Origin of the sequence: Corynebacterium sputi DSM 45148 (genome assembly GCF_000427865.1) — a bacterium.
Classification (GTDB): domain Bacteria; phylum Actinomycetota; class Actinomycetes; order Mycobacteriales; family Mycobacteriaceae; genus Corynebacterium; species Corynebacterium sputi.
Genome location: NZ_ATYV01000019.1, coordinates 19,240 through 41,087, shown reverse-complemented (window position 1 = coordinate 41,087; position 21,848 = coordinate 19,240). Strand labels below are relative to the sequence as shown.

Genomic DNA, 21,848 nt, shown 5'->3' with positions numbered 1-21,848 from the left:
GGCATGTCTCCTATCCTCACCGCCGTCGCCTGGCCGTACGCGAACGGACCCCGACACATCGGCCACGTTGCCGGATTCGGCGTCCCGTCGGACGTTTTCTCCCGCTACCAGCGAATGATCGGGAATGACGTGCTGATGATCTCGGGCACGGACGAGCACGGCACCCCGCTGCTGGTTCAAGCCGAGGCAGAAGGCGTGAGCGTGCAGGAGCTGGCGGACCGCTACAACCGCCAGATCGTGGAAGACCTGGCTGGACTTGGTCTGTCCTACGACCTGTTTACCCGCACCACCACCCGTAACCACTACGCGGTGGTGCAGGAGCTGTTCCGTGGCCTGTACGAAAACGGCTACATGATCAAGCAGACCCAGATGGGCGCGATCTCCCCGTCGACCGGCCGTACACTGCCGGACCGCTACGTGGAGGGCACCTGCCCGATCTGTGGAGCCGACGGTGCTCGTGGTGACCAGTGCGATAACTGCGGCAATCAGCTCGATCCGGCGGACCTGATCAATCCGGTCTCGAAGATCAATGGTGAGACCCCGAAGTTCATCGAGACTGAGCACTTCCTGCTGGACCTGCCGGCACTGGCTGAGGCCCTCACGGAGTGGCTGCAGGGCCGTGACGACTGGCGTCCGAACGTGCTGAAGTTCTCCATGAACCTCCTGGAGAACATCCGCCCACGCGCGATGACCCGCGATATCGACTGGGGCGTGCCGATCCCGCTGGACGGCTGGGCGGACAACAACGCCAAGAAGCTCTACGTCTGGTTCGACGCTGTGGTCGGCTACCTTTCAGCCTCCATCGAGTGGGCGTACCGCTCCGGCGACCCGGCAGCTTGGCGCAACTGGTGGGGCAACCCGGAGTCCACGTCCTACTACTTCATGGGCAAGGACAACATCACCTTCCACTCGCAGATCTGGCCGGCGGAGCTCCTGGGCTACCGAGGCAGTGGATCCCGCGGTGGCTCGCAGGGTGAGTTCGGCGAACTGGAGTTGCCGACCGAGGTTGTCTCCTCGGAGTTCCTCACCATGTCCGGCTCGAAGTTCAGCTCTTCCAAGGGCATCGTTATTTACGTGAAGGACTTCCTCAAGGAGTTCGGCCCGGACGCGCTGCGCTACTTCATTGCTGTGGCCGGCCCGGAGAACCAGGACACCGACTTCACGTGGGACGAGTTCGTCCGCCGCATCAACAACGAGCTGGCCAACGGTTGGGGCAACCTGGTCAACCGCACCGTGTCGATGGCGCACAAGAACTTCGGCGAAGTGCCCGAACCCGCCTCGCTTAACGACGCTGACCTCGAACTCCTCAACCTGGCCGAGCAGACCTTCGCCGAGGTGGGGGAGGCCCTGCAGCACTCTCGTTTCCGCGCTGGCATCACCGCGATCATGCATGTGGTCGGTGAGGCGAATGCCTATATTGCCGCGCAGGAGCCGTGGAAGCTGGCCAAGGATGAGTCCCAGCGCGAGCGCCTGGCGACGGTGCTGTGGACCGCGTTGCAGGTCGTCTCTGACTGCAATGTGATGCTCACGCCGTACCTGCCGTTCTCTGCACAGAAGATCCACGAGACGCTGGGCCGCACCGGCGTGTGGGCTGCGCAGCCGCGAGTCGAAGAGGTCACCGACGAACTGCCAGAGGGTCGCACTGAGCCGGTGGGCGTAGGCGTGCCGGCTGAGGGGCGTTCCTACCCAGTCATCACCGGTGACTACGACGAGCAGCTCGCGACCTGGGGCCGCCTAGAGATGGTCCCCGGCACTGCACTGTCGAAGCCGAAGCCGCTGTTCGCGAAGCTCGACCCGGAGCTGGCCGAGACCGGTCCGTCCTGGGCACCGGTGAATCCGGAGTAGCCGCTCGTTACCATTGCGGCCATGGGTAAGAAGAAGCGTCCTGTGGCCGAACCGGCTCCGTATGTGTCTCCGATGTTTGATGCGCACACGCATCTGGCCTCATGTGGGGCACGCGATGAGGCATCGGTCCGTGAACTGATGGACCGTGCCGGCGAAGCCGGTGTGGTGGGGGTCTGCACCGTCGGCGATGGCCTGGAGGAGACCGAACTGGCAGTGGCCGCTGCCTACCAGGACCCGAGGGTGTGGGCCGCTGCTGCTATTCACCCGACCCGAGCAGGTGAACTCGACGACGCTGCCAAGGCCCGCCTGACCGAAATGGCTGCGATGGACCGTGTCGTGGCCGTGGGGGAGACCGGCCTGGACTGGTACTGGCTCGACACCATGGAGGGATGTGCCTCTCCAGAGGTTCAGGAAGAGTCGCTTCGGTGGCATATGGAATTGGCAGGGGCTGTTCAGAAGCCGTTGATGATCCATAACCGTGATGCTGATGCGGACCTCCTGCGCGTGCTTGCTGATTTTGATGGCGAAGTAATCTTGCATTGTTTTAGCTCGCCGATCGACGTGGCACGTGAGGCGCTGGAGCGCGGTTACGTGTTGTCCTTCACCGGAAACGTGACCTTTAAAAGAAACGTTGACCTGCGTCTGGCTGTCTCCGAGGCTCCTGCCGGCCAACTTCTGGTGGAGACCGACGCGCCCTACATGACCGCCGAGCCGTTCCGTGGTGCACGCAATGAGTCCACGTTTATCGGGTGGCAGACCCGCGTGATGGCAGATGCTAGGGGGGTACAGCCGCAGGAAATGGCTGACCTGCTGACGGCTAATGCGCGAAGGATCTACCGAATCGCCACTGCTAGTTGAGGGTAGGGGAGCCCGGTTAAAAATTCTGCTAAAAAACAATCATATTTGAATGCAACTGTTATATGGTGATCTGAGTTACAACGGGCAGCCTAAGTTCAGGGCTGCCACGAGGCGATGGATATACCTCGCGGACACGTATTGAGAGAGGACGGCAATCTATGCCGAAGAGCATATTTATCACTGGTGCAGCGCAGGGTCTCGGTCGGGAGGTCGCCCTCAAGTTCCACGCAAACGGTTGGATCGTCGGCGCATATGACGTTGATGCTGCCGGTCTGGCGACTCTGGAGCAGGACGCTCCGGGGATCATCACCGGTCTTCTCGACGTGACTCAGTACGACCAGTGGGAGCAGGCCCTCGCTGACTTTACCTCTCACACCGGTGGCACTTTGGACGTGATGGATAACAACGCCGGCATTATCGGTGATGGTGACATTGTCGATCAGAGCCCAGGCCTGATCGCCAAGCAGATTGAGGTCAACTGCACCGCGACTACTCTCGGCGCCAAGGCGGCGCACCCGTACCTCAAGCGCACCAAGGGCTCCCACCTGGTGAACATGGGCTCTGCTTCGGCGATTTACGGACAGCCGCACATCACCCCGTACTCTGCCTCGAAGTTTTTCGTCACTGGCCTGACTCAGGCGTTGGATCTGGAGTGGCGCAAGGACAAGATCCGTGTTGTCGCACTGATGCCGCTGTGGGCCAAGACCAAGCTTTCTGCCGTTGAGGCCAAGTCAACCAAGCGCCTCGGCGTGAACATTGAGCCGCACCAGGTTGCTGACGCAGTGTGGAAGTCCGTGCACCCGAGAAACATCATTGAGCGTCAGCGCCACTTCTACTCGGTCTCAGCACTGGATCTGATCCTGCGTTACTTGGCGAAGCTGAGCCCGGCCTTTGCTTCTCGTTTCGTGAACATGCTCATCGCCGGATAATTCAGTTCCGTACGTAGCGGGATCGGTTGACGTTCCGATTCTGTGATCCCGGATCGCGCCCAGTGTGCCACCCGGGAATTTTTGTGTCCGAACCGTTGCCTGAGCACCCCTGCGTGGGCCTGATCAGCAGGTGTGCTAATGGACTTAGTCCCTCTCGTTATCGTATTGTGATGAGGATCGATTTCTATTGAAGGGAACTAGCCGAATGGCTCGTCGAATCAAGAGCACTGTCAATGGTGAGAAGAAGACCCTCTCGACCCCCGTCCGCATCGGCGTCGCCGGTGCGGTGGTCGCTGTCGCGGTCGGTGGCGGAACCGCAGCCACGGCTCACAAGTCGGTGACTCTGGACGTCGACGGAGAGATCCGTCAGGTCTCCACTCTCTCCAATAATGCCGAGCGGATCATCACCTCCGCAGGTGTGGACGTCACTGAGTCGGACGACGTCATTGCTCAGGACCGCGTCGCCGCTGGCGATGAGATCGTGGTGCGCACCGAGAAGCCGGTCTCTCTCGTCGTGGACGGCGAGCAGAATGACGTGCTTACCAATGCAGCCACGCTCGGTGAGTTCTTCGAAGAGAACCCGGAGCTTGCTGCTCTGAACCAGCAGACGGGCAACACCCGTATCCCGTCCGATGGCATGTCGCTGGAGCTGACCACGCCTAAGGGATTCGAGCTGCTTGACGACGGCCACGTGGCCAACCTCTCCCTCCCCGCCGCCACCGTCGGCGAAGCACTCGCCATGCGTGACATCCACCTGCAGGAAGGCGACTTTGTCGAGCCTGCTCCGGAGACCCCGCTTGAGGATGGCATGTTCGTCGAGGTCCAGCGGACCATCGAAAAGAACCTCCGTGAGGTTGTCGAGTTCGAGGCGCCGGAAGATGTCATCGAAGACCCGGAGATGTACGACGACGAGGTCGAGGTCATCGAAGAGGGCACCCCGGGCCGGAGCCTGACCACCTTCAAGGTTGTCTCCCGCGAGGGCGATGAGCTCTCCCGCGATGAGGTCGACGCAGTCGAGCTCAACGAGGCCGTCGCCGCTGTTGTCCGTAAGGGCACCAAGCCGCGCTCGACCGCTCCGTCCGTTGCCTCCGGTTCCGTCTGGGACACGCTGGCACAGTGTGAGTCCAATGGCGACTGGCACATTGACACCGGCAATGGTTTCTCCGGTGGACTGCAGTTCCACCCGCAGACCTGGCAGGCACACGGTGGTGGTGAGTACGCCCCGACCGCTGGTCAGGCATCTCGTGAAGAGCAGATCGTCGTCGCCGAGCGTGTCCAGGCATCTCAGGGTTGGGGCGCATGGCCCGCCTGCACCGCCTCCATGGGTCTCAGGTGAGCAATACCGTAGAGGTCCGCTATCTCGGACCGCACGAGATTCGTGCCCTGGCCGAGGAGCTCGACGTTAGCCCCACCAAGAAGCTCGGACAGAACTTCGTGCATGACCCGAACACGGTCCGTCGGATCGTCTCGGCCGCCGAGTTGGAGCCCACCGACCACGCTGTGGAGGTCGGCCCCGGTCTCGGGTCCCTGACCCTTGCTCTGCTTGATCATTGTCACCGCGTCACCGCAGTGGAGATCGACCCTCGTCTGGCAGCTCGTCTGCCCCAGACGATGGGGGAGTTCGCTCCTGGCCGTGCGCTGCGCCTGGCCAATGTCGATGCAATGCGAGTCACGGCAACGGATCTGGAGGCAGCTCCGGTGTACGGCGCGTCAGCCGATGAAGCTGACACGATCCTGTCCGATCCGCCGACTGCCCTGGTCGCGAACCTTCCGTACAACGTGTCGGTGCCGGTGTTGCTGCACATGCTCGCCGAGTTCCCGACGATCCGTCGCGTTCTCGTCATGGTCCAGGCCGAGGTCGCCGACCGTCTGGCAGCCAAGCCCGGCGGCAAGATCTACGGTGTCCCGAGTGTGAAGGCGTGCTTCTACGGCAACGTCACCAAGGCCGGCTCTATTGGCAAGAATGTCTTCTGGCCGGCTCCGAAGGTCGACTCCGGCCTGGTTCGCATCGATGTGTTCGGTCCTGATTCACCGGCCGGTGAGGCTCCCTGGCCGACTGATGCCGCTTCCCGCGATAAGGTCTGGCCGCTTATCGACGCCGCCTTCGCCCAGCGTCGCAAGACCCTCCGCGCAGCCTTGGCTGGTGTCTACGGATCCGGTGCCGCCGCTGGCGAAGCTCTCGAAGCCGCCGGTATTGACCCGACGCTGCGTGGTGAGAAGCTGCAGATCGAGGATTTCGTCCGTCTCGCCGGCATCTAACGGCCCCTGGCGACTGATTCCGGTCACCTGGGCTGGTCGACCGCAAGGTGCCCACACTCGCGCAGGCAGCGGTCACCCAGGTCGGTGACATCGCTAAATCCTGACCTGGGAAAACATCGGATGGCACTTATCGACCGGGGGCACCGATCCTTATCGAATGGGGTCACCTACCTTGTAGGGAGCAGCGGACCCCACCAGTTCACAGCCAGTGTCGGTCGAACGAACCATCTGGAGCCTCGATGGTGCGCAGTCGAGAGACCAGTTGCTTGCCCCGTGTCCTTCGAGGAGACGCTTTTGCGGAATCGACTGCAGCCTGGATCATCCGATAGGCCTCACCGTTGTGCATCTGTTGCCAGGAAATTCGGAGTACTTGGTACCCGAGATTCGTGATCCTATTGTGCCGGATTCGCTCCCGTTTGAGCGCCCGATAGGGATCTCCGAAGGTGCCGTCGTATTTCACCGCACCATCGACCTCGATGATGATTCCGTACTTTGTCAGGAGAAAATCCACTCGACCCATGTCGTGGCTTCTCTCATCCAGGATGAGCACCTGCTGTTCGTAATCGATACCGAGGCAGAAAAATATCGCCCGCATGAGGGATTCAGCCGGACTGTCCGAGCGCTCATCAGCAAGGTCGATCCATTTCGCCAGTGCAGGACCTTGGGGTTTGCCGTCCGAGGTAACCGCACACCTTTTCAGGTCTTCGATGGAAATGCCGCTCCTCAGCGCACCCTCGAGGACCATAAGGGCGGTGCCAGCTTCGGAATTGGACCTCACATTCGCGGCTATCGACGTGGCCGTCCAGGCTAGAGAGGTAGTCGCGATTCCATTGGAGAGAACTACCTCGCCGACAGGAACCGTTCGGACCTTGTGCAGCACTCGGTGCCTGGGGTCGATAGTGGCGACGGTCCCAGAACGACGGCTCGTAGGCGAGGCCAGAAGTATCCCCTCTGGTGTGCGCGGAAGCGGAATATTGAGGAGCGCAGCGGCCGCTCCCAGAGCAAGGAATCTGGTCGGGTATTTCAGCGCGGCAGCAATGCACAGCATCCGATATTGTTCCCACCGCTTCTTCTGGTTCCATGCGTCGGCCGTAAGGTAACAACCTGGTAGCAGCCGTACTGCCTTTCCTGTTCGAACTCGGTAATTCCAGGAGGCCCGCTCTTGGATGTTGTCCGTGGCTACGCGAATAACGCCGGAGGAATGCAGTCCGTCAATGCCATGGTGGCGTGGATGTTCTGTCACCGGATGGATGTTCGTGGACTGGTGTTCGTGGTTTTTCCCCTTCACATCTAGTTGGACGTGACGAGTCGGCTCGCGGTTCCCGAATTCTTCTTCGCTCGCCTGGGCAGGTGCCCCACTTGGAGAATTGCTTATCCCGCGAACTGGGGAAACTCTCACTTGCGTTTACCGAGCTGAGGCACAGACCGTCATCCCTCCGAATTAAGGTTGCTGACTATGACTCCTCCCGCTGCCTCCGGCTCCCCGGCAGAGAACAGCCCCACGTCCGACATCGATGCGATGATCGACGCCGTTGGTCCCCGGCTTCGCCAGGCTAGGCAGGACAAGGGACTGACGCTTAACGACGTCGCCTCCGACGCAGCCATCTCCACCAGCACCCTCTCCCGCTTGGAGTCCGGTGGTCGTCGGCCGACGTTGGACCTGCTGATCGTGCTGGCACGTATCTATGGTGTGGCCCTCGATGACCTCGTGGGAGCCCCACCGACCGGTGATCCGAGAATCCATCCGCGGCCGATTCATCGCCATGGGCGTGTGTTTGTCCCTCTGACCAGTGGGTCTGCTCCGGTCAAAGCAGTGAAGATGGTGCTTCCCGGTAGAGAACCCGGGACTCCCATGTTGACGATCTCCAGCTGCGGGCGGAGCTGCTCAAGGAGCCACGCGTTGGACAGCGAAGACGGGATGTTCAGTGCAGCCATGACGGGCTCGTTGTCCTCGACCACTGCTCCGGACTCGATCTGCGGAAGCTGGTCGTATCCGCCGATAGCGTGAATCTTGTCCATGCCTTCGGTGGCGTACATGCCCATGAAGTTCGCCGACAGGTCGGCCACTCGCTCGTAGGAGATCTGGGCGCGACCGGCGTCGATCTGCACTGAACCATCGGTGAACGAGGCAGGCAGTGTCATTCCAAGGCGCGAGTAGAAGGCGTTGGCAATGTTGTCCGGATCTGCGATGACTCCGAACTGACCGGCACGGTCCTGAACGGTCAGTGCGGTCTTGCCTTCGAGGCCGGGCAGTTCTTCGCGGACTGCAGCGAAAGCAGCTTCGTCAGCGTCGATGACCTCCTGAGCCTTTTCGTCGAGTCCGTAGATCTCGCCGAGTGCCTTGAGTTGCGGTTCCCAACTAGCGTTCCGGTCCATGCCCGGCAAGACATCGGCGAACTTGCTGAGCTTGTCGTAGTCCTCTTCCTTGATGCGGTAGGTGTCGCCGATGATGAGATCAGGGTTGTGCGAAGCGACTTCTTCCAGCGGGAAATCCTCGGAAACCGCGATGCGCTCGACGCCCTCGAGCTGTGGGTTCTTCCAATCGGCGACGGCGTCGTCGGAACGCTCGATGATGACGTCCGGGATGATGCCCAGTGCCAGGAGATTGTCGACGGCGGTTCCAATCGCGACGACCGTCTCAGGGTTCGTGCTGTAGGTGGCCTCGCCGTACATGTTCTCGATCGTCACCTCCGACACCTGGGCAACCCCGGTGGTGTCAGCATTATTGGCAGCGGCGTTGTTGCTCGATCCATCTGACGAGCAACCGGTGAGAACCAGTCCTCCAGCGATGATTGTGGAGGTCAGGGCTCGGCGGAACGTGAGACCGCTTGCGCGGTTGGGGGAACGGCGGGCGTTGTGCAGCATGTAGTGGATTCCTCTCGTGCCGTGCGAGGGGCAGAGTGGCTGGAATCTGCAGCGCGCCAGGCAATTCAGTTAACTATTTACTAGTTAGGGTAGGCTGCATTCACTTTAGGGTATTTGGGCGTACGTGTCTCCGGATTCGTATCTGGAACGGTTATCGGGAGCGGGACTCCAAGACACGACTGACGTGATGGGACAACGGAAGTCGGGAAATATCTGCAGGTGACGCCCAGATGTAGTCGACGTGCCCCTCGTCGATCACCACTGCAGGGGGAGTCGGGCCTGGCTCCTGTGCGATTTCCACCGCGAAGGTGATCGTGTGAAATCGCCGCGTCGGATCTTTGAAGTCGGTGTTCGACCAGTGATCGATCTCGCGGGGGTTCTTGCCGGTCAGGCCCGTTTCCTCGGTGAGCTCACGCAGGGCTGCGACAACCGGTTCTTCGCCAGGGTCGACTTTCCCTCCGGGCAGGTCCCATCGGCCACCCATTGCGGAACCGGGGGCTCGCTGAAGTAGAAGTACGCGCTCTCGGTAGCGGATCAGGCAGTTGCAGATCCAGCCTGAAGCGTCCGGAAAGTCGGCGCGGGAGGACCAGCCTGTAGGCTCGCGACGTTCCGCCACGGCAGGCAGGTCCGGGTCGGGGCGGGGGTCGTCGGCAGGCATGACGCGATTATACGGCGCTGAGAGAATCGCAGGGAACGCCGTTGCGCACCGACGGTCGACTGAAACTTAGGACGACTTCTGAGGCTCATGCCTGGGCGAGGTGAATGTCACCGTTACGAATCGGTTCGGATCGTTGTCGCTGAGCTCTGCGATGACTGGCTCGCGCAGTTCGTCCCATTCCTGGATCTTCCGCGGTCGGTCATCGTGGGGAACTCGGATGAAGATCTGAACCTCGTAGCTGCGGACCATCTTCGAGGTGTAGACCTCCGAGGACTCAAAGCCGTTCTCTTCGACGAGACGGTGAACGCAGCGCTCGGCCTTTTCCTGCATCTCGATCGGGGTGAAGAAGAGAATGTCGGCCATCGCAGCGCGCAGGATTCCCAGGGGAACTGGGACGAGGATGACGGCGACTATCAGCAGGACTACCGGGTCCACGTACGGAGTGAACCATTCGAGGCTGGTTCCCTGCAGGAAGTAGCCGATGAGGAATGCGACGAGCAGGGCGGCGGTAATGCCGCCGCTCATGATCCAACCCTTAACGTCGGTCTCAACCAGGATGGATCCAATCTTCCGGTTGGCGCGATGTTCGATGGTGGCGAGGACGATGGTCAACGTCAAAATGATGACCGCGTAGACCATCGCGGGGCCGAACTCGATCTCTCGTCCGCCGTCAAGAATCGACTGGACACTCTGGATGATGGCGTAGACAGCGACACCCATCATCATGACCGCATTCACTGCGATGAGCATCGGCTCCAGGTGCCAGAATCCCCACCGGAACCGCTTCCTGGTTTCTGCGGAGAATGACTGTGCCGCCGAACGTGCGATGAGCCCCGCGACCCAGATCGATGCTACGGACATCACCGCGTCCATGATGGAGAACACTCCGTCGAACAGGATCGCTGAAGATCCGGTGACGAGGCCAAAAGTGATGGCGATGGCTGCGAAGAGGACGATCCCGCACAGGGAAAGGCGGAGTACGCCTTGTTCGGACTGCATTCTTCCTTTTCGATCGATAATCGACCAGATCATTCTCTGGCGATAGAGCTCTGGCCCGGAAGTTGCTTGGGCCGGTGAGCGCCCCCAGTAAATCAGAATTCGAAGTAGTACTCTCCCGACCAAGACCTTCCGAGTTCCCCAGGACGCCGATATCGATCGCGCCGCCGATACCTTGGCCTGCGCTTTTGCTGATTATGCGTGGACCAATTGGACGGTCGCCGCCGATGGTCGCCATGAACGGATCCAGCGGGTTCAGGGGATCTACTTGCGGGAGATTGCGCTGCCGCACGGAGTCGTCATCGTCAATGACGAGGTGACTGCCGTCCTCGCGCTAACCGGGCCGGAGGCGATGGAAAGGGTGATGGTGCGGTGTGGGGTGAGATTGTGGAGGCGTCGGGAGCCTCTGATGCAGCCGGCTACGACCTGGAGTTGCCGCCGGCACCGGTGGCTGGCTCATGGGAATTGGCAACCGTCGGAGTCCATCCGTCGGCGCAGGGCCAGGGCCTCGGTGCCGGGATCATCGAGGCTGCGCTGGAACATCTCGACGCGAAGTATGGCGCCACGGTGCCGGTGCACCTGGAGACCTCTGATCCTCGCAATGTCGCGCTTTACGAGAGGCTCGGGTTCGCCGTCCATGCGGTGACCGCTGAGAGCCCCGCCCCGACTGTCTGGTCGATGCAGCGAGTCTGAGGCAGCAAACAGGGCCAGACGGCAGTGCAATGCTCGCCGGTAGAATTGGGCACTATGGCCACCTCGACCCACGCATCCGCACCGCTGATTCTGGCGACGCATCTGGCGTGGCAGGACGGCACCATCAAGGCACTTGTGACCTCGTTATCTAGCCGGGTCCGCATCACCGTCACGGACCTGGGGTCCGCGGGACCTGAGATAGCTCTTCATGGGTTCTGGACCCCCGAAAAAGACTCAGCTCCCGACGGCCCCATCGCCCGCCTCATCGCCGAAATTCTCGACGAAAAGATTGATGTCGCGGAGGATTCCGAGGGCGAGGGCAAGGAAGCTGTCCGCACCGCTCGGGCTAATTCTCGGCGGCCGTTTCGGGTCTCTGTCGAGCTTCCCGCACCACTGGATTCCGGGCTTGGGGTCCGGGGTGGGGTGTTGGCGGGGGTTGCAGTGGGCGTTGATAAGCATGTTGGGAGATCTTTAGGCGCAGACACGCTTACAGAGATATTGCGCGACTACTCAGCTGAGGCGGAGTTGGCGATGCTCGGCGGAACTCGGGTCATTGACATCGAGGACGGGGACTTAGCGGCCCAGTCGCCGGTGCTGTCGCGCCGGGCAGCGCACTGGGCGATATGTCTGGTCGGTGATCCGTTAGATGCAAGCGATGTGGAGGACAAGCTCCGGCAGATCCTCTCTGAACGGGAGATTCCCCGAGCGGAGCACCTGGAAGAGATGCTGTTGGCGACCGCAGCAGGGGATGTCGAGCGGCTCGGGGCACTTGCTGGAAATGATCTCACTCCGGCGGTGATTTCCCTTCTGCCACGGCTGCGCAGGACAATGAAGTTCGGAATGGATGCTGGTGCATTGACCGGTATCGTGTGCGGGGCTGGAACTGCCGTGGCATTCCTCTGCCGTGACCGAGATCAGGCGCTCGACATCGCTGCCTCCGTGGCGACGACTGGAGCAGCCACCTGGACGTTGGCGGAGCAAGAATCGGTCAGCGGTGCGTCAGTGGACGAAGCCGCCCACGGCTAGTAGCCCAGGGCTAGAAGTAACGGAAAGGGACATCGCGCGTGGCGAATCTGATCAACCTGGAGAATGTCAGCAAGTCGTTTGGCTTGAAGACTCTTCTGGACGAGGTAAGTCTGGGAATCCAGGAGGGCGAGCGCATTGGCGTCGTCGGTCTCAACGGTGGCGGCAAGTCGACGTTGCTGAAGATCCTCGCTGGCCTGGAGCCTGAAGACTCCGGCCGCGTATCGCGAGTGAACGGCCTGCGGATGGCGTATGTCGCACAGGATGTGGGGCTCGACCCGCAGGCGACTGTGTTTGATTCGGTCATCGCTCCGCTGGGTGTGTCCGAGCACGAGTGGGCAGGAGAGGCTCGCATCCGCGAGGTTCTGGGCGGCCTGGGCATTCACGACCTCGGCCTGCAGTCTGTTGTTGGGGATCTCTCCGGTGGTGAGCGCCGCCGCGTGAACCTCGCAGCCGCTCTGGTTCGCGACTTGGACCTGCTCATTCTCGATGAGCCGACCAACCACTTGGACGTCGAAGGTGTGCAGTGGATGGCCGAGCACGTGCTGTCCCGCAAGTCCGCCCTCGTGGTGGTCACACACGATCGTTGGTTCCTCGACACTGTCGCGAACCGAACCTGGGAAGTCCACGACGGCGTAATCGACATGTACGACGGCGGCTACAACGACTGGACTTTCGCCAGAGCTGAACGCGCCCGCCAGGCTGATGCCGCTGAGTCGCGCCGCCAGAACCTTGCCCGCAAGGAACTGGCCTGGCTGCGCCGTGGTGCACCGGCGCGTACCTCCAAGCCGCGCTACCGAATCGAGGCCGCCGAAGCCCTGATCTCCGATGTGCCGGCGCCGCGAAACAAAGTGGAGCTCATGGCGTTCGCGAAGCGGCGCCAGGGCAAAGTCGTCATTGAACTCGAAGACGCGACGATCACCGCACCGTCCGGTGATGACAACCCAACCGGTGGTCGAACCCTCGTGAGCGATCTGACCTGGCGGCTCGCACCAGGTGAGCGCATTGGTCTGGTCGGCGTTAACGGCTCTGGCAAAACGACGCTCCTGCGCACCCTCGCCGGCGCCCACGAACTTGCCGCAGGCAAGCGCATTGAGGGAACCACTGTACGACTGGGGTGGTTACGTCAGGAACTGGATGACTTGCCCGTGGACATGCGAGTTCTCGATGCTGTTGAGGACGTCGCCACGTACATTGACATCGGCGGCAAGCAGGTCAGCGCCGCCCAACTCGCTGAGCGTCTCGGCTTCACCCCGAAGCGCCAGCGCACTCCGGTCGGTGATCTTTCCGGTGGTGAACGCCGCCGACTGCAGCTCACTCGCGTCATGATGGCTGAACCCAACGTTTTGCTTCTCGACGAACCCACAAACGACCTCGACATCGACACTCTCCAGGAACTCGAAGACCTTCTCGACGGCTGGGCCGGCACGATGGTGGTCATCTCCCACGACCGTTACCTCGTCGAGCGCATCTGTGACTCCACCTGGGCCCTATTCGGTGACGGCAACCTGACGAACCTGCCCGGCGGTATTGAGGAATACCTGAGTCGCCGCAAGAAGCTCGCCGGCGCCGGCGACTCCGGCAAGGGACATGTCTCGACCCCGTCCTCAGTGGGGGATGGGGGAGTGGAGAAGGGAACGTCGGGAAGCGAGTCTCTTGACGCCCCCTCCATCGACCCCGCCGAGCATCGCCGCATCCAGAAGGAAATGCGCGCGCTCGAACGCAAGATGGGCAAACTCTCCGAGAAGGAGACCAAGCTCAGCGCCGACATGGCCGACACCAGCGCCGATGTGGCGAAGCTGGATACCGGAAAACTCGCCGACCTGTCCCGGAAGTTGGACGCCGTGCGCGAGGAGAAGGGCGCCATGGAGATGGAGTGGCTCGAACTGGGCGAGGCGCTCGAAGGCTGAGCGGTGGTAGGGAGGGGGACATGACGAACACCGTTCCCACCCTCACTCTGAACAATGGCGTCCAGATGCCGGCGCTCGGTTTCGGCGTCTATCAGTCCTCGCCGGAGGACACCGCCGCTGCAGTTCGTACCGCGCTAGAGACCGGCTACCGCCACATCGACACCGCCGCGGCCTACGGCAATGAACGGGAGGTTGGCGACGGCATCCGGGCCTCTGGCGTGGACCGTTCCGATATCTTCATCGAGACCAAGGTCTGGCTCAACGACTACGGCTTTGACTCGACCCGCTACGCCTTCGACAAGGCTGCCAGCAAACTCGGCGTGGACACGATCGACCTGTTGCTGCTGCATCAGCCTATGTCAGATGACTTCGACCGCACCATCGATGCGTACCGGGGCCTGGAATCTTTGCTTCACGACGGTCACGTCCACTCCATCGGCATCTCAAACTTCATGCCCTCCCAGGTGGAGGAGCTTCTGTCGGCAACAGAGGTAGTCCCAGCGGTCAACCAGATTGAGAACCACCCGTACTTCCAGCAGTGCCAGTTGCAGGAACTCAACGCTGAGCACGGGATTGTTACGCAGGCGTGGTCACCAATCGGCGGCATTACCTTCTACGCAGTCTTCGGCGATGATCGGGTGAGTGTCCTGGATGACGCTGTCATTAGAGAGATTGCCCGGGCGCACGGCAAGAGTCCCGCGCAGGTGATGCTGCGCTGGCACCTGGATCAGAGGCGCTCTGCGATTCCGAAGTCCGTGACCCCGTCCCGGATCGCAGAGAACTTCGATGTTTTCGACTTCTCCCTTAGCACCGATGAACTCGCAGCCATCGACGCCTTGGATACCGGCAACCGTGGCGGCCCCGTCCCAGAGGACATCACCTTGGTGGAATTCAGCCTCGAGATCCTCGAGGCCTGAACCCTGGGGCGCGCGGCCCTGCCATGATGAGAGGCATGAAACCTGAGTCCGACCCTCGCGTGCCATTGCTGCTGTCCCAGTTGGAGATTCCCTGGGCGCTCTTCGAGTATCACGCCGCGTCATTAGGGGAGGACGACTTTTTCTGGGCGCCATCGTCGAACCGATGGACGATGGACCGCACCGAGAATGGATGGGCTCCAGATCTTGCCGAGGCCGAGCCTGATCCGGTTCCGGCGACCACTCCGGCGTGGATCACCTGGCATATTGGCTGGTGGCTGCAGGCTGCGACGGCGCAGTTGACGGGCGAGGCCGCCCCAGGACCGGAAGACACCGGTTGGCCGAGCGAGCCTGCGTCGACCGTGGAGTGGCTGCGACACCTGCACCAGCAGTGGAAAGAAGCGCTGGCCGACGTCGAGGACCTTGACCGCGTGATTGGATTCCCTTGGCCCGAGGACGCAGGAAAGACTGTCGCTGACCTGGCGGGATGGGTGGCCGTGGAGCTGGCCAAGAACGTCTCGGAGTTGGGTCAGCTTCTGATCATTCGCCGCGCGGGGGAGTAGTTGGAGGTTCCACGGGTGGGGTGGGTGTGGACTGGTCGTCGTGACGCTCGTACACCGGACGCAACGCGCCGTCACTGTCCGCGCTGCGGAGAATTTTCTCGGTAATGCGGGTTAGGTCGGCGACGTCCCGGTCATCCAATGAATCCATGACGAGGCTTCGCACCGCAGCGACATGGCCCGGCGCGGCGGCCGCGACCTTCTGGTGTCCAGCCTCAGTCAACGTGGCGTTGGTGGCTCGGCCGTCGTCTTCGCAGGGGGTGCGCACGACTAAGCCTTGGTCTTCCAGCCGACGTACGACGTGGGAGAGCCGGGGAAGGGTGGAGTTGGTGAACTGTGCCAGTGACGTCATGCGCAGGCGATGGCCGTCTGACTCGGAGAGGAACACCAGCACCCGGTAGTCGAAGTGGGTGAGTTCGGAATCTTTGCGCAACTGAGCATCCAGCGCGCCGGGCAGGATCTCCAGCAGGGACGCGAAGCGGATCCACGCAGCGAGCTTCTGCGATGACAGCCACAGCGCGGATGTGGGGTCAGTCATGGGGGTCCTCCTCCAGATTGTGGGCGCGGGTCATGTCGGCGTCACTACTTTTTCATTGTAGTTCAGTTGTCTCTTCAACTAATTAGTTGTAGCGTCAACCATAAGTTGTTGATGCAACCGCATTAAACGCCACAATCTCGAAAGGTCATCGCCACCATGCGCACCCTGCTCAACCCGTCCTCCGCATCGCCGGTTCTGTCCGACATCGCCTTGCTGATCGCCCGGGTTTCCCTCGGCGTGATCCTGATGGCCCACGGATGGCAGAAGTTCACCGAATGGACGATCTCCGGCACCACCGAGAACTTCGCGGGCATGGGAATCCCGCTGCCGGGCATTTCCGCACCGTTCGCTGCAACCGCTGAACTGGTCGGTGGCTTCCTGCTGATCATCGGTCTGCTCGCACCGGTTATCGCACTGCTGAACATCATCACCATGATCGGCGCCCTGTTCATGGTCCACCTGGACGCCGGCATCTTCGCCAGCGACGGTGGCTACGAGCTGGTCTGGGCACTGGCTGCCGGCCTGGCCGTGATCGCACTGATGGGTGCTGGCCGCTTCAGTGTCGACCACCTGATCGCCAGCCGAACCTCCGCGAAGGCCCCGGCCACCGTCTAAACCGAGGTCACAACGGCAGCGGGGTGTCCTTTCCGTAAATGTGCACCTCACCGGAACCGCCGGCGAAGAATTCGTCCGTGGACACTGCCTCGCCACCATCAAGACTGGGGACCTCGTGGGGGAGGGGAAGGGTGGCGATGGGGACGTCGAGAAGCGGTTCGAAAGCTGCATCCCGCGAACCCGGCGCCTTTACGATCGTGCCCACCGCAGGGGACGCCACCCGAGCCAACTGAGTGTGCGCGCCATAGACAGAAGATTGAGCGTCCAGATAATCGCTGAAGATCGAATCGACCCCGTCCAACGAACCGTTCAGCGCGTACTGTCCATCGCAGTTAAACGCCCAACCGCCTGCTTGCGCCGCAACGGACGGGGCATGCAATTGCATGCCGCACGAGGGAACAAGATGCATCCCGACGCCCTCCTCTTCCCTCGGCCACGGACTCCTCAACGACGTGGTCCGCAACCGTCGGTCGGAATGATCAAGACAGATCTCGACCCCGACATTCAGCGGTGCGCCCGCTGCCGGCAGTCGGAAGATCGCATACGGATCAGTGGGCTCCTTCTTCAGATCGCCGCCAGACATGTCGAGCACTGGGTACGCCGTCATTTGCTCGGTGATGACTGGCTTTCCAGTCACATCCCACAGCAGAAAATCCTCATTGGAGTCGAAGTACTTCTCAGTGCTGAGCGCGGTGGCACTGTCGAATCCATCGATGACCGACTCCGCGCCATTGCTGATGATCATCGCCCGATTGCGAACCTCCACAGCAGGGTACGAGTGGGTGTTTTTCACGAAGTTCACCAGCATGTCCTCGATGACCAGGCTGATCGGGCCATCGGAGGCCAGCCAGTTCTCCCCGAGATTCTTGACGATGTCATTGCGAATCGTGGTGGAGGACTGATTCATCACCACGTCGATATTCCTCGCCTCAGCGGAGATGACTGAGCCGAAGACGAACAGAAAATGTGGGTACTCAGCGGAGGGGAAGAACTCACGCAGGAGTTCGAGGATCGTGCCCGCAGGATCTGGATCTCCCGGCGCGTGGATGTAGGGGCCCATCGGGCCGTGCCAGTAGAACTCTGGGGCGACGAAAACATTGAGCACTGATGGATCACCGACATCCGGAAATCTGGACTTGGCCGTGTCGACCGCAGTCTTGAGGAAAGCCGCGCGGGAGTGAATATCCCTCTCGAAGTCATCTGAGGCCCTGTATGTGCCGGCGACCGAGCCTGTGGTGTTTGGGTCTCCCACCGCGACCATGTCCGCAGGTGTGGTGGGGATGGCGTAGCCGATGAACCGGACGCGCTCGTATGAGGTCATGGTGCCTCGATTCACGTAGGAGTGTGCCAACCATTCAACCAATGGACGAGGCTGCTCACCGTTGGCTGCGACCGGGATACCCCCATCTGACTGGGGGGGTGGTGCCTGCTGAGGCCGGTGAACCAATTCGGGGCGAAGGCGTGACGGGCTATCTGCCCGGCTGGTCCCGGTGATTGTCCCGCCGACGATTCTGATCCTGCTCCCGCAGGCTGTCGTCGCCCATATTGCGGCTTTCCTTGGTGTGGCGCATTCGCAACCAGATCCAGGCGATCAGGGAAGTTACGAACACGACCGCGAAGAAGATCATGGCCAATGTCGTAATGCTCATAGTTCCAGGGTACGGAGTTTCCGGCGTGACTGGAGCTCTGCCGTACCCTGGCTACGCAGGCAGAAACGGAAGGGCAACGGCATGCAGATCGACTTGAATAGTGACCTCGGCGAGCATTACGGACAGTGGCGGATGGGTGATGACGAGACGATGTTGTCCGTTGTCACCAGTGCCAACGTGGCGTGTGGATTCCATGCTGGCGATCCCCGGGCTTTGCTCGAAACGCTGACATCTGCAGCCGCGCGGGGAGTCACGGTCGGTGCCCATGTGGCCTACCCGGATCTTGTCGGCTTCGGCCGGCGCCCGATGCACTTGAGTGATGAGGAACTTGTCGCCGACACGATCTACCAAATCGGCGCTCTCCAGGCGCTGGCTGCAGCCGCGGGCACCCAGGTCAGTTACGTCAAGCCCCATGGCGCGCTCTACAACACCATCACCCGCGACTCTCGTCAGGCTGCCGCCGTCATCACTGGAATTTTGCAGATCAACCCGGAACTTCCCCTGGTGTGTCTCGCAGGTTCGCAATTGATCGACCAGGCTGAGGCCAGCGGTCTGATCGCGATCCCGGAAGCATTTGCGGACCGCGCCTACGAATCCGATGGCAGCCTCGTCGCCCGATCCCAACCCGGCGCCGTCCTTCACGACCCCGCTGAGGTGGCCACCCGGATACTCCGACTGGTCCGCGAGGGTGTGGTGGAGGACCGCTTTGGCAATGACGTCCCAATCACCGCCTCGTCCATTTGCGTCCATGGCGATAGCAGCGGTGCCGTCGAGATGGCCCTTGCACTCCGCGAGCACTTGGTGGCCGCGGACGTCACGCTCAGCTCGTTCATCGACCATGCGTAGGGTCAGACGCGCCGGGGACAACGCGGTCATTATTGACTGCGGCACGCTCGACAACGCGCTGCGCACCTTCGAGCAGCTCCGGGATCTGCGAGCCGATGAGATCGTCCCAGCTGCCGAGACGGTCTTGGTGATTGGCGCGGACGAGTCCGCACTTCTCTCGCTTCTCGACGCCCCCATCCACACCCCTCCCACCTTCACTCCAGTCCACTCCGGCACATCGGTAACCATTCCTGTGGTGTACGACGGAGCCGACATTCAAGACGTTTCCGATCTCACCGGTTTGAGTCCCGACGCCCTCATCGATCGACATACCTCCACCGAATACACCGTCGCCTTCACTGGATTCGCGCCGGGTTTTGCGTATCTTACCGGTGGGGACGGAGCACTTGACGTTCCGCGTAGATCCTCGCCCCGCCAACGCATTCCGGCAGGCTCTGTCGGTTTGGCCGGTGAGTTCTCGGGCGTCTACCCGCGGGAAAGCCCCGGTGGCTGGCAGTTGATCGGGCGTACCTCGCACCAGATGTGGGATCTGTCGAGGCCCGAACCAGCAACACTCATCCCCGGATACTCCGTCCGCTTCGAAGCGACCCGCGATGCCGTCACGCTTGGTTCACGTGAGCAGGAGAACACCACCGAATCCGTGCACCAGAGAACTCATGTACTCACCATCACCAACCCTGGCATCCAGACTCTGATTGAGGACCTCGGCCGTCCCGGGCACGCACACCAGGGTGTCAGTCCTTCTGGTGCCGCTGACCGCACTGCACTGCGTGAGGCAAACCTGCTGGTTGGCAATGATGCAGGCGCGGCTGCACTGGAGATTTCCCTCGGTGATTTTGATGCCAGTGTCACCACCACAGCAGTCGTGGCAGTGTGTGGGGCGGAGAGGAATGGAGTGGTCGTGGGGAAGCGAAAGATTCCTCATGGCAGGGCTTTTCGGGTCGACGCTGGGGACGACATTCACCTCCCGAGCCCAGAGCGGGGCCTGCGGACAGTGCTTGCAATCCGCGGCGGCATCGACGTGCCGGAGACTCTCGGCAGCCGCTCAACTGACACCCTGTCCGGACTTGGCCCAGAGACTCCGACGGAGATCCACGTGCTTCCCGGGGCACGCGGAATCACCGGTAATCCAGCCGCTCCACTACAGTTGCCCGCAGCCGGTGAGGTCACCGAATTTCGAGTGATTCCGGGGCCTCGTGATGACTGGTTTGAACCTGGACAGTTCGACCGCGAGTGGGAAGTCACTCCTGCGAGCAGTCGAGTGGGGATCCGCTTGTCTGGTACTCCGTGTGAGCGGCTTCCCGGCTATACCGACTGCGAGCTTCCCAGCGAAGGCCTGGTCACCGGTGCGATTCAGGTACCTGCCAACGGCCAGCCGGTTCTCTTTCTCGCTGATCGTCCGCTGACCGGTGGCTATCCAGTGATCGGCGTGGTGGTGGAGGAGGACCTTGACCTTGCGGCCCAGTTGCCACCTGGCGCACTCGTTCGGTTCGTCCCCATTGATTCAGAGCCCCTTCGCGAAGGAGACTCCCGATGAGAGACATCCTCGTTCCCTTCACCGGTCTCTCCGCTGTTCGGGCCATCCAGGCAATTCGTGATGCAGGACATCGATCTACTGCGGTCTTCGACCAGGACATCGATGCCCTTCACATCACCATGGCCGACGACGCCTTTTCCTCCGACTTCCATCCGAGCCTCGAGACTTTCCCGCTGCCTTCTCTGCCTCCGGTGGCGGATGACCGCAATCGCGACCGTCGCATTGGTGTGTGGATTCGGCGTGATCGCCATGGGTCGGTAGAGATCCTTGGCACTACGGGTTCCTCCGTACAGCGCCGTGGTGAACCCATCGTCGTGGAATCTCCGGCACCATTTCTTTCTGAACAGGTCGTGCAGGAACTGATGGAGGCAGCCCATGACGCTGCTGCGAAGGCACATTTCCAAGGCGTCGCCGTCCTGGAACCAGCCGTGGGGTACTCAGTTGTCGACCTCGGACTCGCTGAAGTCCCGACTATTGGGTGCTCGGCGATTGAACAGGTTACCGGCCTCGACCTCTACCGGGAGCAACTCCGACTGGCAGATGGAGGAACACTTGCGGCTTCCGCTGCCATCGAATGCCGCGGTCACGCCATTGAATTCGCCATCCACGCAGAGGATCCGGCTCTCGGATTTCTTCGCGAACCCGGGGTTTTGCAGGGGCTCCGGGTACCCGGCGGTTATGGAGTCCGTGTGGATGCGGCGGTACACCGCACCACGACGAGGCCGACACTGATCGGTGACGATGACTCACTCCTGGCGACAATCACCGCTTGCGGTACCGACCGGAATCATGCATTGGCTATCGCTGCTCGTGCACTGAATGAGTTCGAGGCCATCGGCGTCCCGACGCTCATTCCCTTCCACCTGTCACTCCTCCGCGACCCTGACTTCACTGACCTCGAGCGTCTGGGCGTTCACTCCCACTGGCTTGAAGAAAACTGGCTGAACAAGAAGTCCGCACAGGATCTGGAACCTGCACCGCCGGCCACACATCCAGAAGAATTGTGGGGCCAGGAGTTCGCCGATCTTATCCGATTCACCGTAGAAATCGACGGTCAGCCAGCGGAGGTCGGCGCTTCTCCCGCGACACTGGATCTGCTCGGAATCGAACGAGTCGACCACGATGAGGACAGCGGGGACTCTGCCTGAACGGG

General features: G+C 61.5%; 21 protein-coding genes and 1 pseudogene. 15 read left to right on the top strand and 7 right to left on the bottom strand.

Going from position 1 to position 21,848, the window contains the following annotated elements; genetic code table 11:
- Positions 1 to 3 precede the first annotated feature (3 nt).
- The 5 genes from metG (at position 4) to rsmA (ending at position 5,891) form a co-directional block, all read left to right on the top strand.
- Positions 4 to 1,845, top strand: coding sequence for a methionine--tRNA ligase (gene metG / locus YWU_RS0110400; protein WP_027020423.1), 1,842 nt, complete (start codon positions 4 to 6; stop codon positions 1,843 to 1,845).
- Positions 1,846 to 1,866: 21 nt separating this feature from the next.
- Complete coding sequence (locus YWU_RS0110395; RefSeq protein WP_027020422.1) at positions 1,867 to 2,703, top strand: TatD family hydrolase; 837 nt, start codon at positions 1,867 to 1,869, stop codon at positions 2,701 to 2,703.
- A gap of 158 nt (positions 2,704 to 2,861) precedes the next feature.
- Positions 2,862 to 3,632 (top strand): SDR family oxidoreductase, encoded by a 771-nt coding sequence (locus YWU_RS0110390; RefSeq protein WP_027020421.1) that lies wholly within the window; start codon positions 2,862 to 2,864, stop codon positions 3,630 to 3,632.
- A 205-nt stretch (positions 3,633 to 3,837) separates the two neighbouring features.
- Entirely contained in the window at positions 3,838 to 4,968 is a 1,131-nt protein-coding gene (locus YWU_RS0110385; protein WP_027020420.1) for a resuscitation-promoting factor, read from the top strand.
- Positions 4,932 to 5,891 carry a 16S rRNA (adenine(1518)-N(6)/adenine(1519)-N(6))-dimethyltransferase RsmA gene (gene rsmA / locus YWU_RS0110380; protein WP_051260271.1) on the top strand — a complete coding sequence of 320 codons (960 nt, stop codon included), beginning with the start codon at positions 4,932 to 4,934 and terminating at the stop codon, positions 5,889 to 5,891. The genes YWU_RS0110385 and rsmA overlap by 37 nt, the downstream gene beginning before the upstream one ends.
- A 199-nt stretch (positions 5,892 to 6,090) precedes the next feature.
- Here rsmA and YWU_RS0110375 read toward each other — a convergent pair whose 3' ends face one another.
- Positions 6,091 to 6,939 (bottom strand): PDDEXK family nuclease, encoded by an 849-nt coding sequence (locus YWU_RS0110375; RefSeq protein WP_027020418.1) that lies wholly within the window; start codon positions 6,937 to 6,939, stop codon positions 6,091 to 6,093.
- A 408-nt stretch (positions 6,940 to 7,347) separates the two neighbouring features.
- Between YWU_RS0110375 and YWU_RS18635 the strand changes: the two are divergent.
- Positions 7,348 to 7,551: pseudogene (locus YWU_RS18635) on the top strand (helix-turn-helix domain-containing protein); the annotation flags it as partial.
- 95 nt (positions 7,552 to 7,646) lie between these two features.
- Here YWU_RS18635 and YWU_RS16360 read toward each other — a convergent pair.
- From YWU_RS16360 to YWU_RS0110350, 3 genes are all read right to left on the bottom strand, one after another.
- Positions 7,647 to 8,756, bottom strand: a complete 1,110-nt coding sequence (locus YWU_RS16360) for an ABC transporter substrate-binding protein (protein ID WP_084142104.1) — start codon at positions 8,754 to 8,756, stop codon at positions 7,647 to 7,649.
- A 151-nt stretch (positions 8,757 to 8,907) separates the two neighbouring features.
- The gene (locus YWU_RS0110355; protein WP_051260270.1) at positions 8,908 to 9,414 is read right to left on the bottom strand and encodes an NUDIX hydrolase; all 507 of its coding nucleotides are present in this window, start codon (positions 9,412 to 9,414) and stop codon (positions 8,908 to 8,910) included.
- Between the two features lie 66 nt (positions 9,415 to 9,480).
- Positions 9,481 to 10,413 carry a cation diffusion facilitator family transporter gene (locus YWU_RS0110350; protein WP_027020415.1) on the bottom strand — a complete coding sequence of 311 codons (933 nt, stop codon included), beginning with the start codon at positions 10,411 to 10,413 and terminating at the stop codon, positions 9,481 to 9,483.
- Between the two features lie 369 nt (positions 10,414 to 10,782).
- Between YWU_RS0110350 and YWU_RS17640 the strand changes: the two genes are divergently transcribed.
- Genes YWU_RS17640 through YWU_RS0110325 form a run of 5 tightly spaced genes read left to right on the top strand, consistent with a single transcriptional unit; the run spans position 10,783 to position 15,513 of the window.
- Entirely contained in the window at positions 10,783 to 11,103 is a 321-nt protein-coding gene (locus YWU_RS17640) for a GNAT family N-acetyltransferase (RefSeq protein WP_051260269.1), read from the top strand.
- A gap of 54 nt (positions 11,104 to 11,157) precedes the next feature.
- The gene (locus YWU_RS17635; protein ID WP_051260268.1) at positions 11,158 to 12,129 is read left to right on the top strand and encodes a hypothetical protein; all 972 of its coding nucleotides are present in this window, start codon (positions 11,158 to 11,160) and stop codon (positions 12,127 to 12,129) included.
- Between the two features lie 38 nt (positions 12,130 to 12,167).
- The gene (locus YWU_RS0110335) at positions 12,168 to 14,036 is read left to right on the top strand and encodes an ABC-F family ATP-binding cassette domain-containing protein (RefSeq protein ID WP_027020414.1); all 1,869 of its coding nucleotides are present in this window, start codon (positions 12,168 to 12,170) and stop codon (positions 14,034 to 14,036) included.
- Between the two features lie 20 nt (positions 14,037 to 14,056).
- Entirely contained in the window at positions 14,057 to 14,953 is an 897-nt protein-coding gene (locus tag YWU_RS0110330; RefSeq protein WP_027020413.1) for an aldo/keto reductase, read from the top strand.
- 35 nt (positions 14,954 to 14,988) lie between these two features.
- The gene (locus tag YWU_RS0110325; RefSeq protein WP_051260267.1) at positions 14,989 to 15,513 is read left to right on the top strand and encodes a DinB family protein; all 525 of its coding nucleotides are present in this window, start codon (positions 14,989 to 14,991) and stop codon (positions 15,511 to 15,513) included.
- Here the strand turns inward: YWU_RS0110325 and YWU_RS16345 are convergent.
- Positions 15,491 to 16,048, bottom strand: a complete 558-nt coding sequence (locus tag YWU_RS16345; protein ID WP_051260266.1) for a MarR family winged helix-turn-helix transcriptional regulator — start codon at positions 16,046 to 16,048, stop codon at positions 15,491 to 15,493. The genes YWU_RS0110325 and YWU_RS16345 overlap by 23 nt on opposite strands.
- Before the next feature lie 156 nt (positions 16,049 to 16,204).
- On the opposite strand from YWU_RS16345, the gene YWU_RS0110315 reads away from it, so the two are divergent.
- Positions 16,205 to 16,663 carry a DoxX family protein gene (locus YWU_RS0110315; protein WP_027020411.1) on the top strand — a complete coding sequence of 153 codons (459 nt, stop codon included), beginning with the start codon at positions 16,205 to 16,207 and terminating at the stop codon, positions 16,661 to 16,663.
- Between the two features lie 7 nt (positions 16,664 to 16,670).
- On the opposite strand, the gene YWU_RS0110310 is transcribed toward YWU_RS0110315, so the two are convergent.
- On the bottom strand, positions 16,671 to 17,984 hold the full coding sequence (locus YWU_RS0110310) for a hypothetical protein (RefSeq protein ID WP_156892800.1): 1,314 nt from the start codon (positions 17,982 to 17,984) through the stop codon (positions 16,671 to 16,673).
- Between the two features lie 148 nt (positions 17,985 to 18,132).
- The gene (locus tag YWU_RS0110305) at positions 18,133 to 18,312 is read right to left on the bottom strand and encodes a hypothetical protein (protein WP_027020409.1); all 180 of its coding nucleotides are present in this window, start codon (positions 18,310 to 18,312) and stop codon (positions 18,133 to 18,135) included.
- Between the two features lie 81 nt (positions 18,313 to 18,393).
- Here YWU_RS0110305 and YWU_RS0110300 point away from each other — a divergent pair, with 81 nt between their 5' ends.
- Genes YWU_RS0110300 through YWU_RS16335 form a run of 3 tightly spaced genes read left to right on the top strand, consistent with a single transcriptional unit; the run spans position 18,394 to position 21,843 of the window.
- Positions 18,394 to 19,158 carry a LamB/YcsF family protein gene (locus YWU_RS0110300; RefSeq protein WP_027020408.1) on the top strand — a complete coding sequence of 255 codons (765 nt, stop codon included), beginning with the start codon at positions 18,394 to 18,396 and terminating at the stop codon, positions 19,156 to 19,158.
- Positions 19,151 to 20,695 (top strand): 5-oxoprolinase subunit B/C family protein, encoded by a 1,545-nt coding sequence (locus tag YWU_RS16340; RefSeq protein WP_051260265.1) that lies wholly within the window; start codon positions 19,151 to 19,153, stop codon positions 20,693 to 20,695. Before YWU_RS0110300 ends, YWU_RS16340 begins: the two co-directional genes overlap by 8 nt.
- Positions 20,692 to 21,843 (top strand): ATP-binding protein, encoded by a 1,152-nt coding sequence (locus YWU_RS16335; RefSeq protein WP_027020407.1) that lies wholly within the window; start codon positions 20,692 to 20,694, stop codon positions 21,841 to 21,843. Before YWU_RS16340 ends, YWU_RS16335 begins: the two co-directional genes overlap by 4 nt.
- The last annotated feature ends 5 nt before the right edge of the window (positions 21,844 to 21,848 follow it).

What these genes read in the sequence shown, in the direction of transcription:
- metG (WP_027020423.1), top strand. Translation starts at nt 4, where the DNA reads ATGTCTCCTATCCTCACCGCCGTCGCCTGGCCGTACGCGAACGGACCC.
- YWU_RS0110395 (WP_027020422.1), top strand. Translation starts at nt 1,867, where the DNA reads ATGGGTAAGAAGAAGCGTCCTGTGGCCGAACCGGCTCCGTATGTGTCT.
- YWU_RS0110390 (WP_027020421.1), top strand. Translation starts at nt 2,862, where the DNA reads ATGCCGAAGAGCATATTTATCACTGGTGCAGCGCAGGGTCTCGGTCGG.
- YWU_RS0110385 (WP_027020420.1), top strand. Translation starts at nt 3,838, where the DNA reads ATGGCTCGTCGAATCAAGAGCACTGTCAATGGTGAGAAGAAGACCCTC.
- rsmA (WP_051260271.1), top strand. Translation starts at nt 4,932, where the DNA reads ATGGCCCGCCTGCACCGCCTCCATGGGTCTCAGGTGAGCAATACCGTA.
- YWU_RS0110375 (WP_027020418.1), bottom strand. Translation starts at nt 6,939, where the DNA reads ATGCTGTGCATTGCTGCCGCGCTGAAATACCCGACCAGATTCCTTGCT.
- YWU_RS16360 (WP_084142104.1), bottom strand. Translation starts at nt 8,756, where the DNA reads ATGCTGCACAACGCCCGCCGTTCCCCCAACCGCGCAAGCGGTCTCACG.
- YWU_RS0110355 (WP_051260270.1), bottom strand. Translation starts at nt 9,414, where the DNA reads ATGCCTGCCGACGACCCCCGCCCCGACCCGGACCTGCCTGCCGTGGCG.
- YWU_RS0110350 (WP_027020415.1), bottom strand. Translation starts at nt 10,413, where the DNA reads ATGCAGTCCGAACAAGGCGTACTCCGCCTTTCCCTGTGCGGGATCGTC.
- YWU_RS17635 (WP_051260268.1), top strand. Translation starts at nt 11,158, where the DNA reads ATGGCCACCTCGACCCACGCATCCGCACCGCTGATTCTGGCGACGCAT.
- YWU_RS0110330 (WP_027020413.1), top strand. Translation starts at nt 14,057, where the DNA reads ATGACGAACACCGTTCCCACCCTCACTCTGAACAATGGCGTCCAGATG.
- YWU_RS0110325 (WP_051260267.1), top strand. Translation starts at nt 14,989, where the DNA reads ATGAAACCTGAGTCCGACCCTCGCGTGCCATTGCTGCTGTCCCAGTTG.
- YWU_RS16345 (WP_051260266.1), bottom strand. Translation starts at nt 16,048, where the DNA reads ATGACTGACCCCACATCCGCGCTGTGGCTGTCATCGCAGAAGCTCGCT.
- YWU_RS0110315 (WP_027020411.1), top strand. Translation starts at nt 16,205, where the DNA reads ATGCGCACCCTGCTCAACCCGTCCTCCGCATCGCCGGTTCTGTCCGAC.
- YWU_RS0110310 (WP_156892800.1), bottom strand. Translation starts at nt 17,984, where the DNA reads ATGACCTCATACGAGCGCGTCCGGTTCATCGGCTACGCCATCCCCACC.
- YWU_RS0110305 (WP_027020409.1), bottom strand. Translation starts at nt 18,312, where the DNA reads ATGAGCATTACGACATTGGCCATGATCTTCTTCGCGGTCGTGTTCGTA.
- YWU_RS0110300 (WP_027020408.1), top strand. Translation starts at nt 18,394, where the DNA reads ATGCAGATCGACTTGAATAGTGACCTCGGCGAGCATTACGGACAGTGG.
- YWU_RS16340 (WP_051260265.1), top strand. Translation starts at nt 19,151, where the DNA reads ATGCGTAGGGTCAGACGCGCCGGGGACAACGCGGTCATTATTGACTGC.
- YWU_RS16335 (WP_027020407.1), top strand. Translation starts at nt 20,692, where the DNA reads ATGAGAGACATCCTCGTTCCCTTCACCGGTCTCTCCGCTGTTCGGGCC.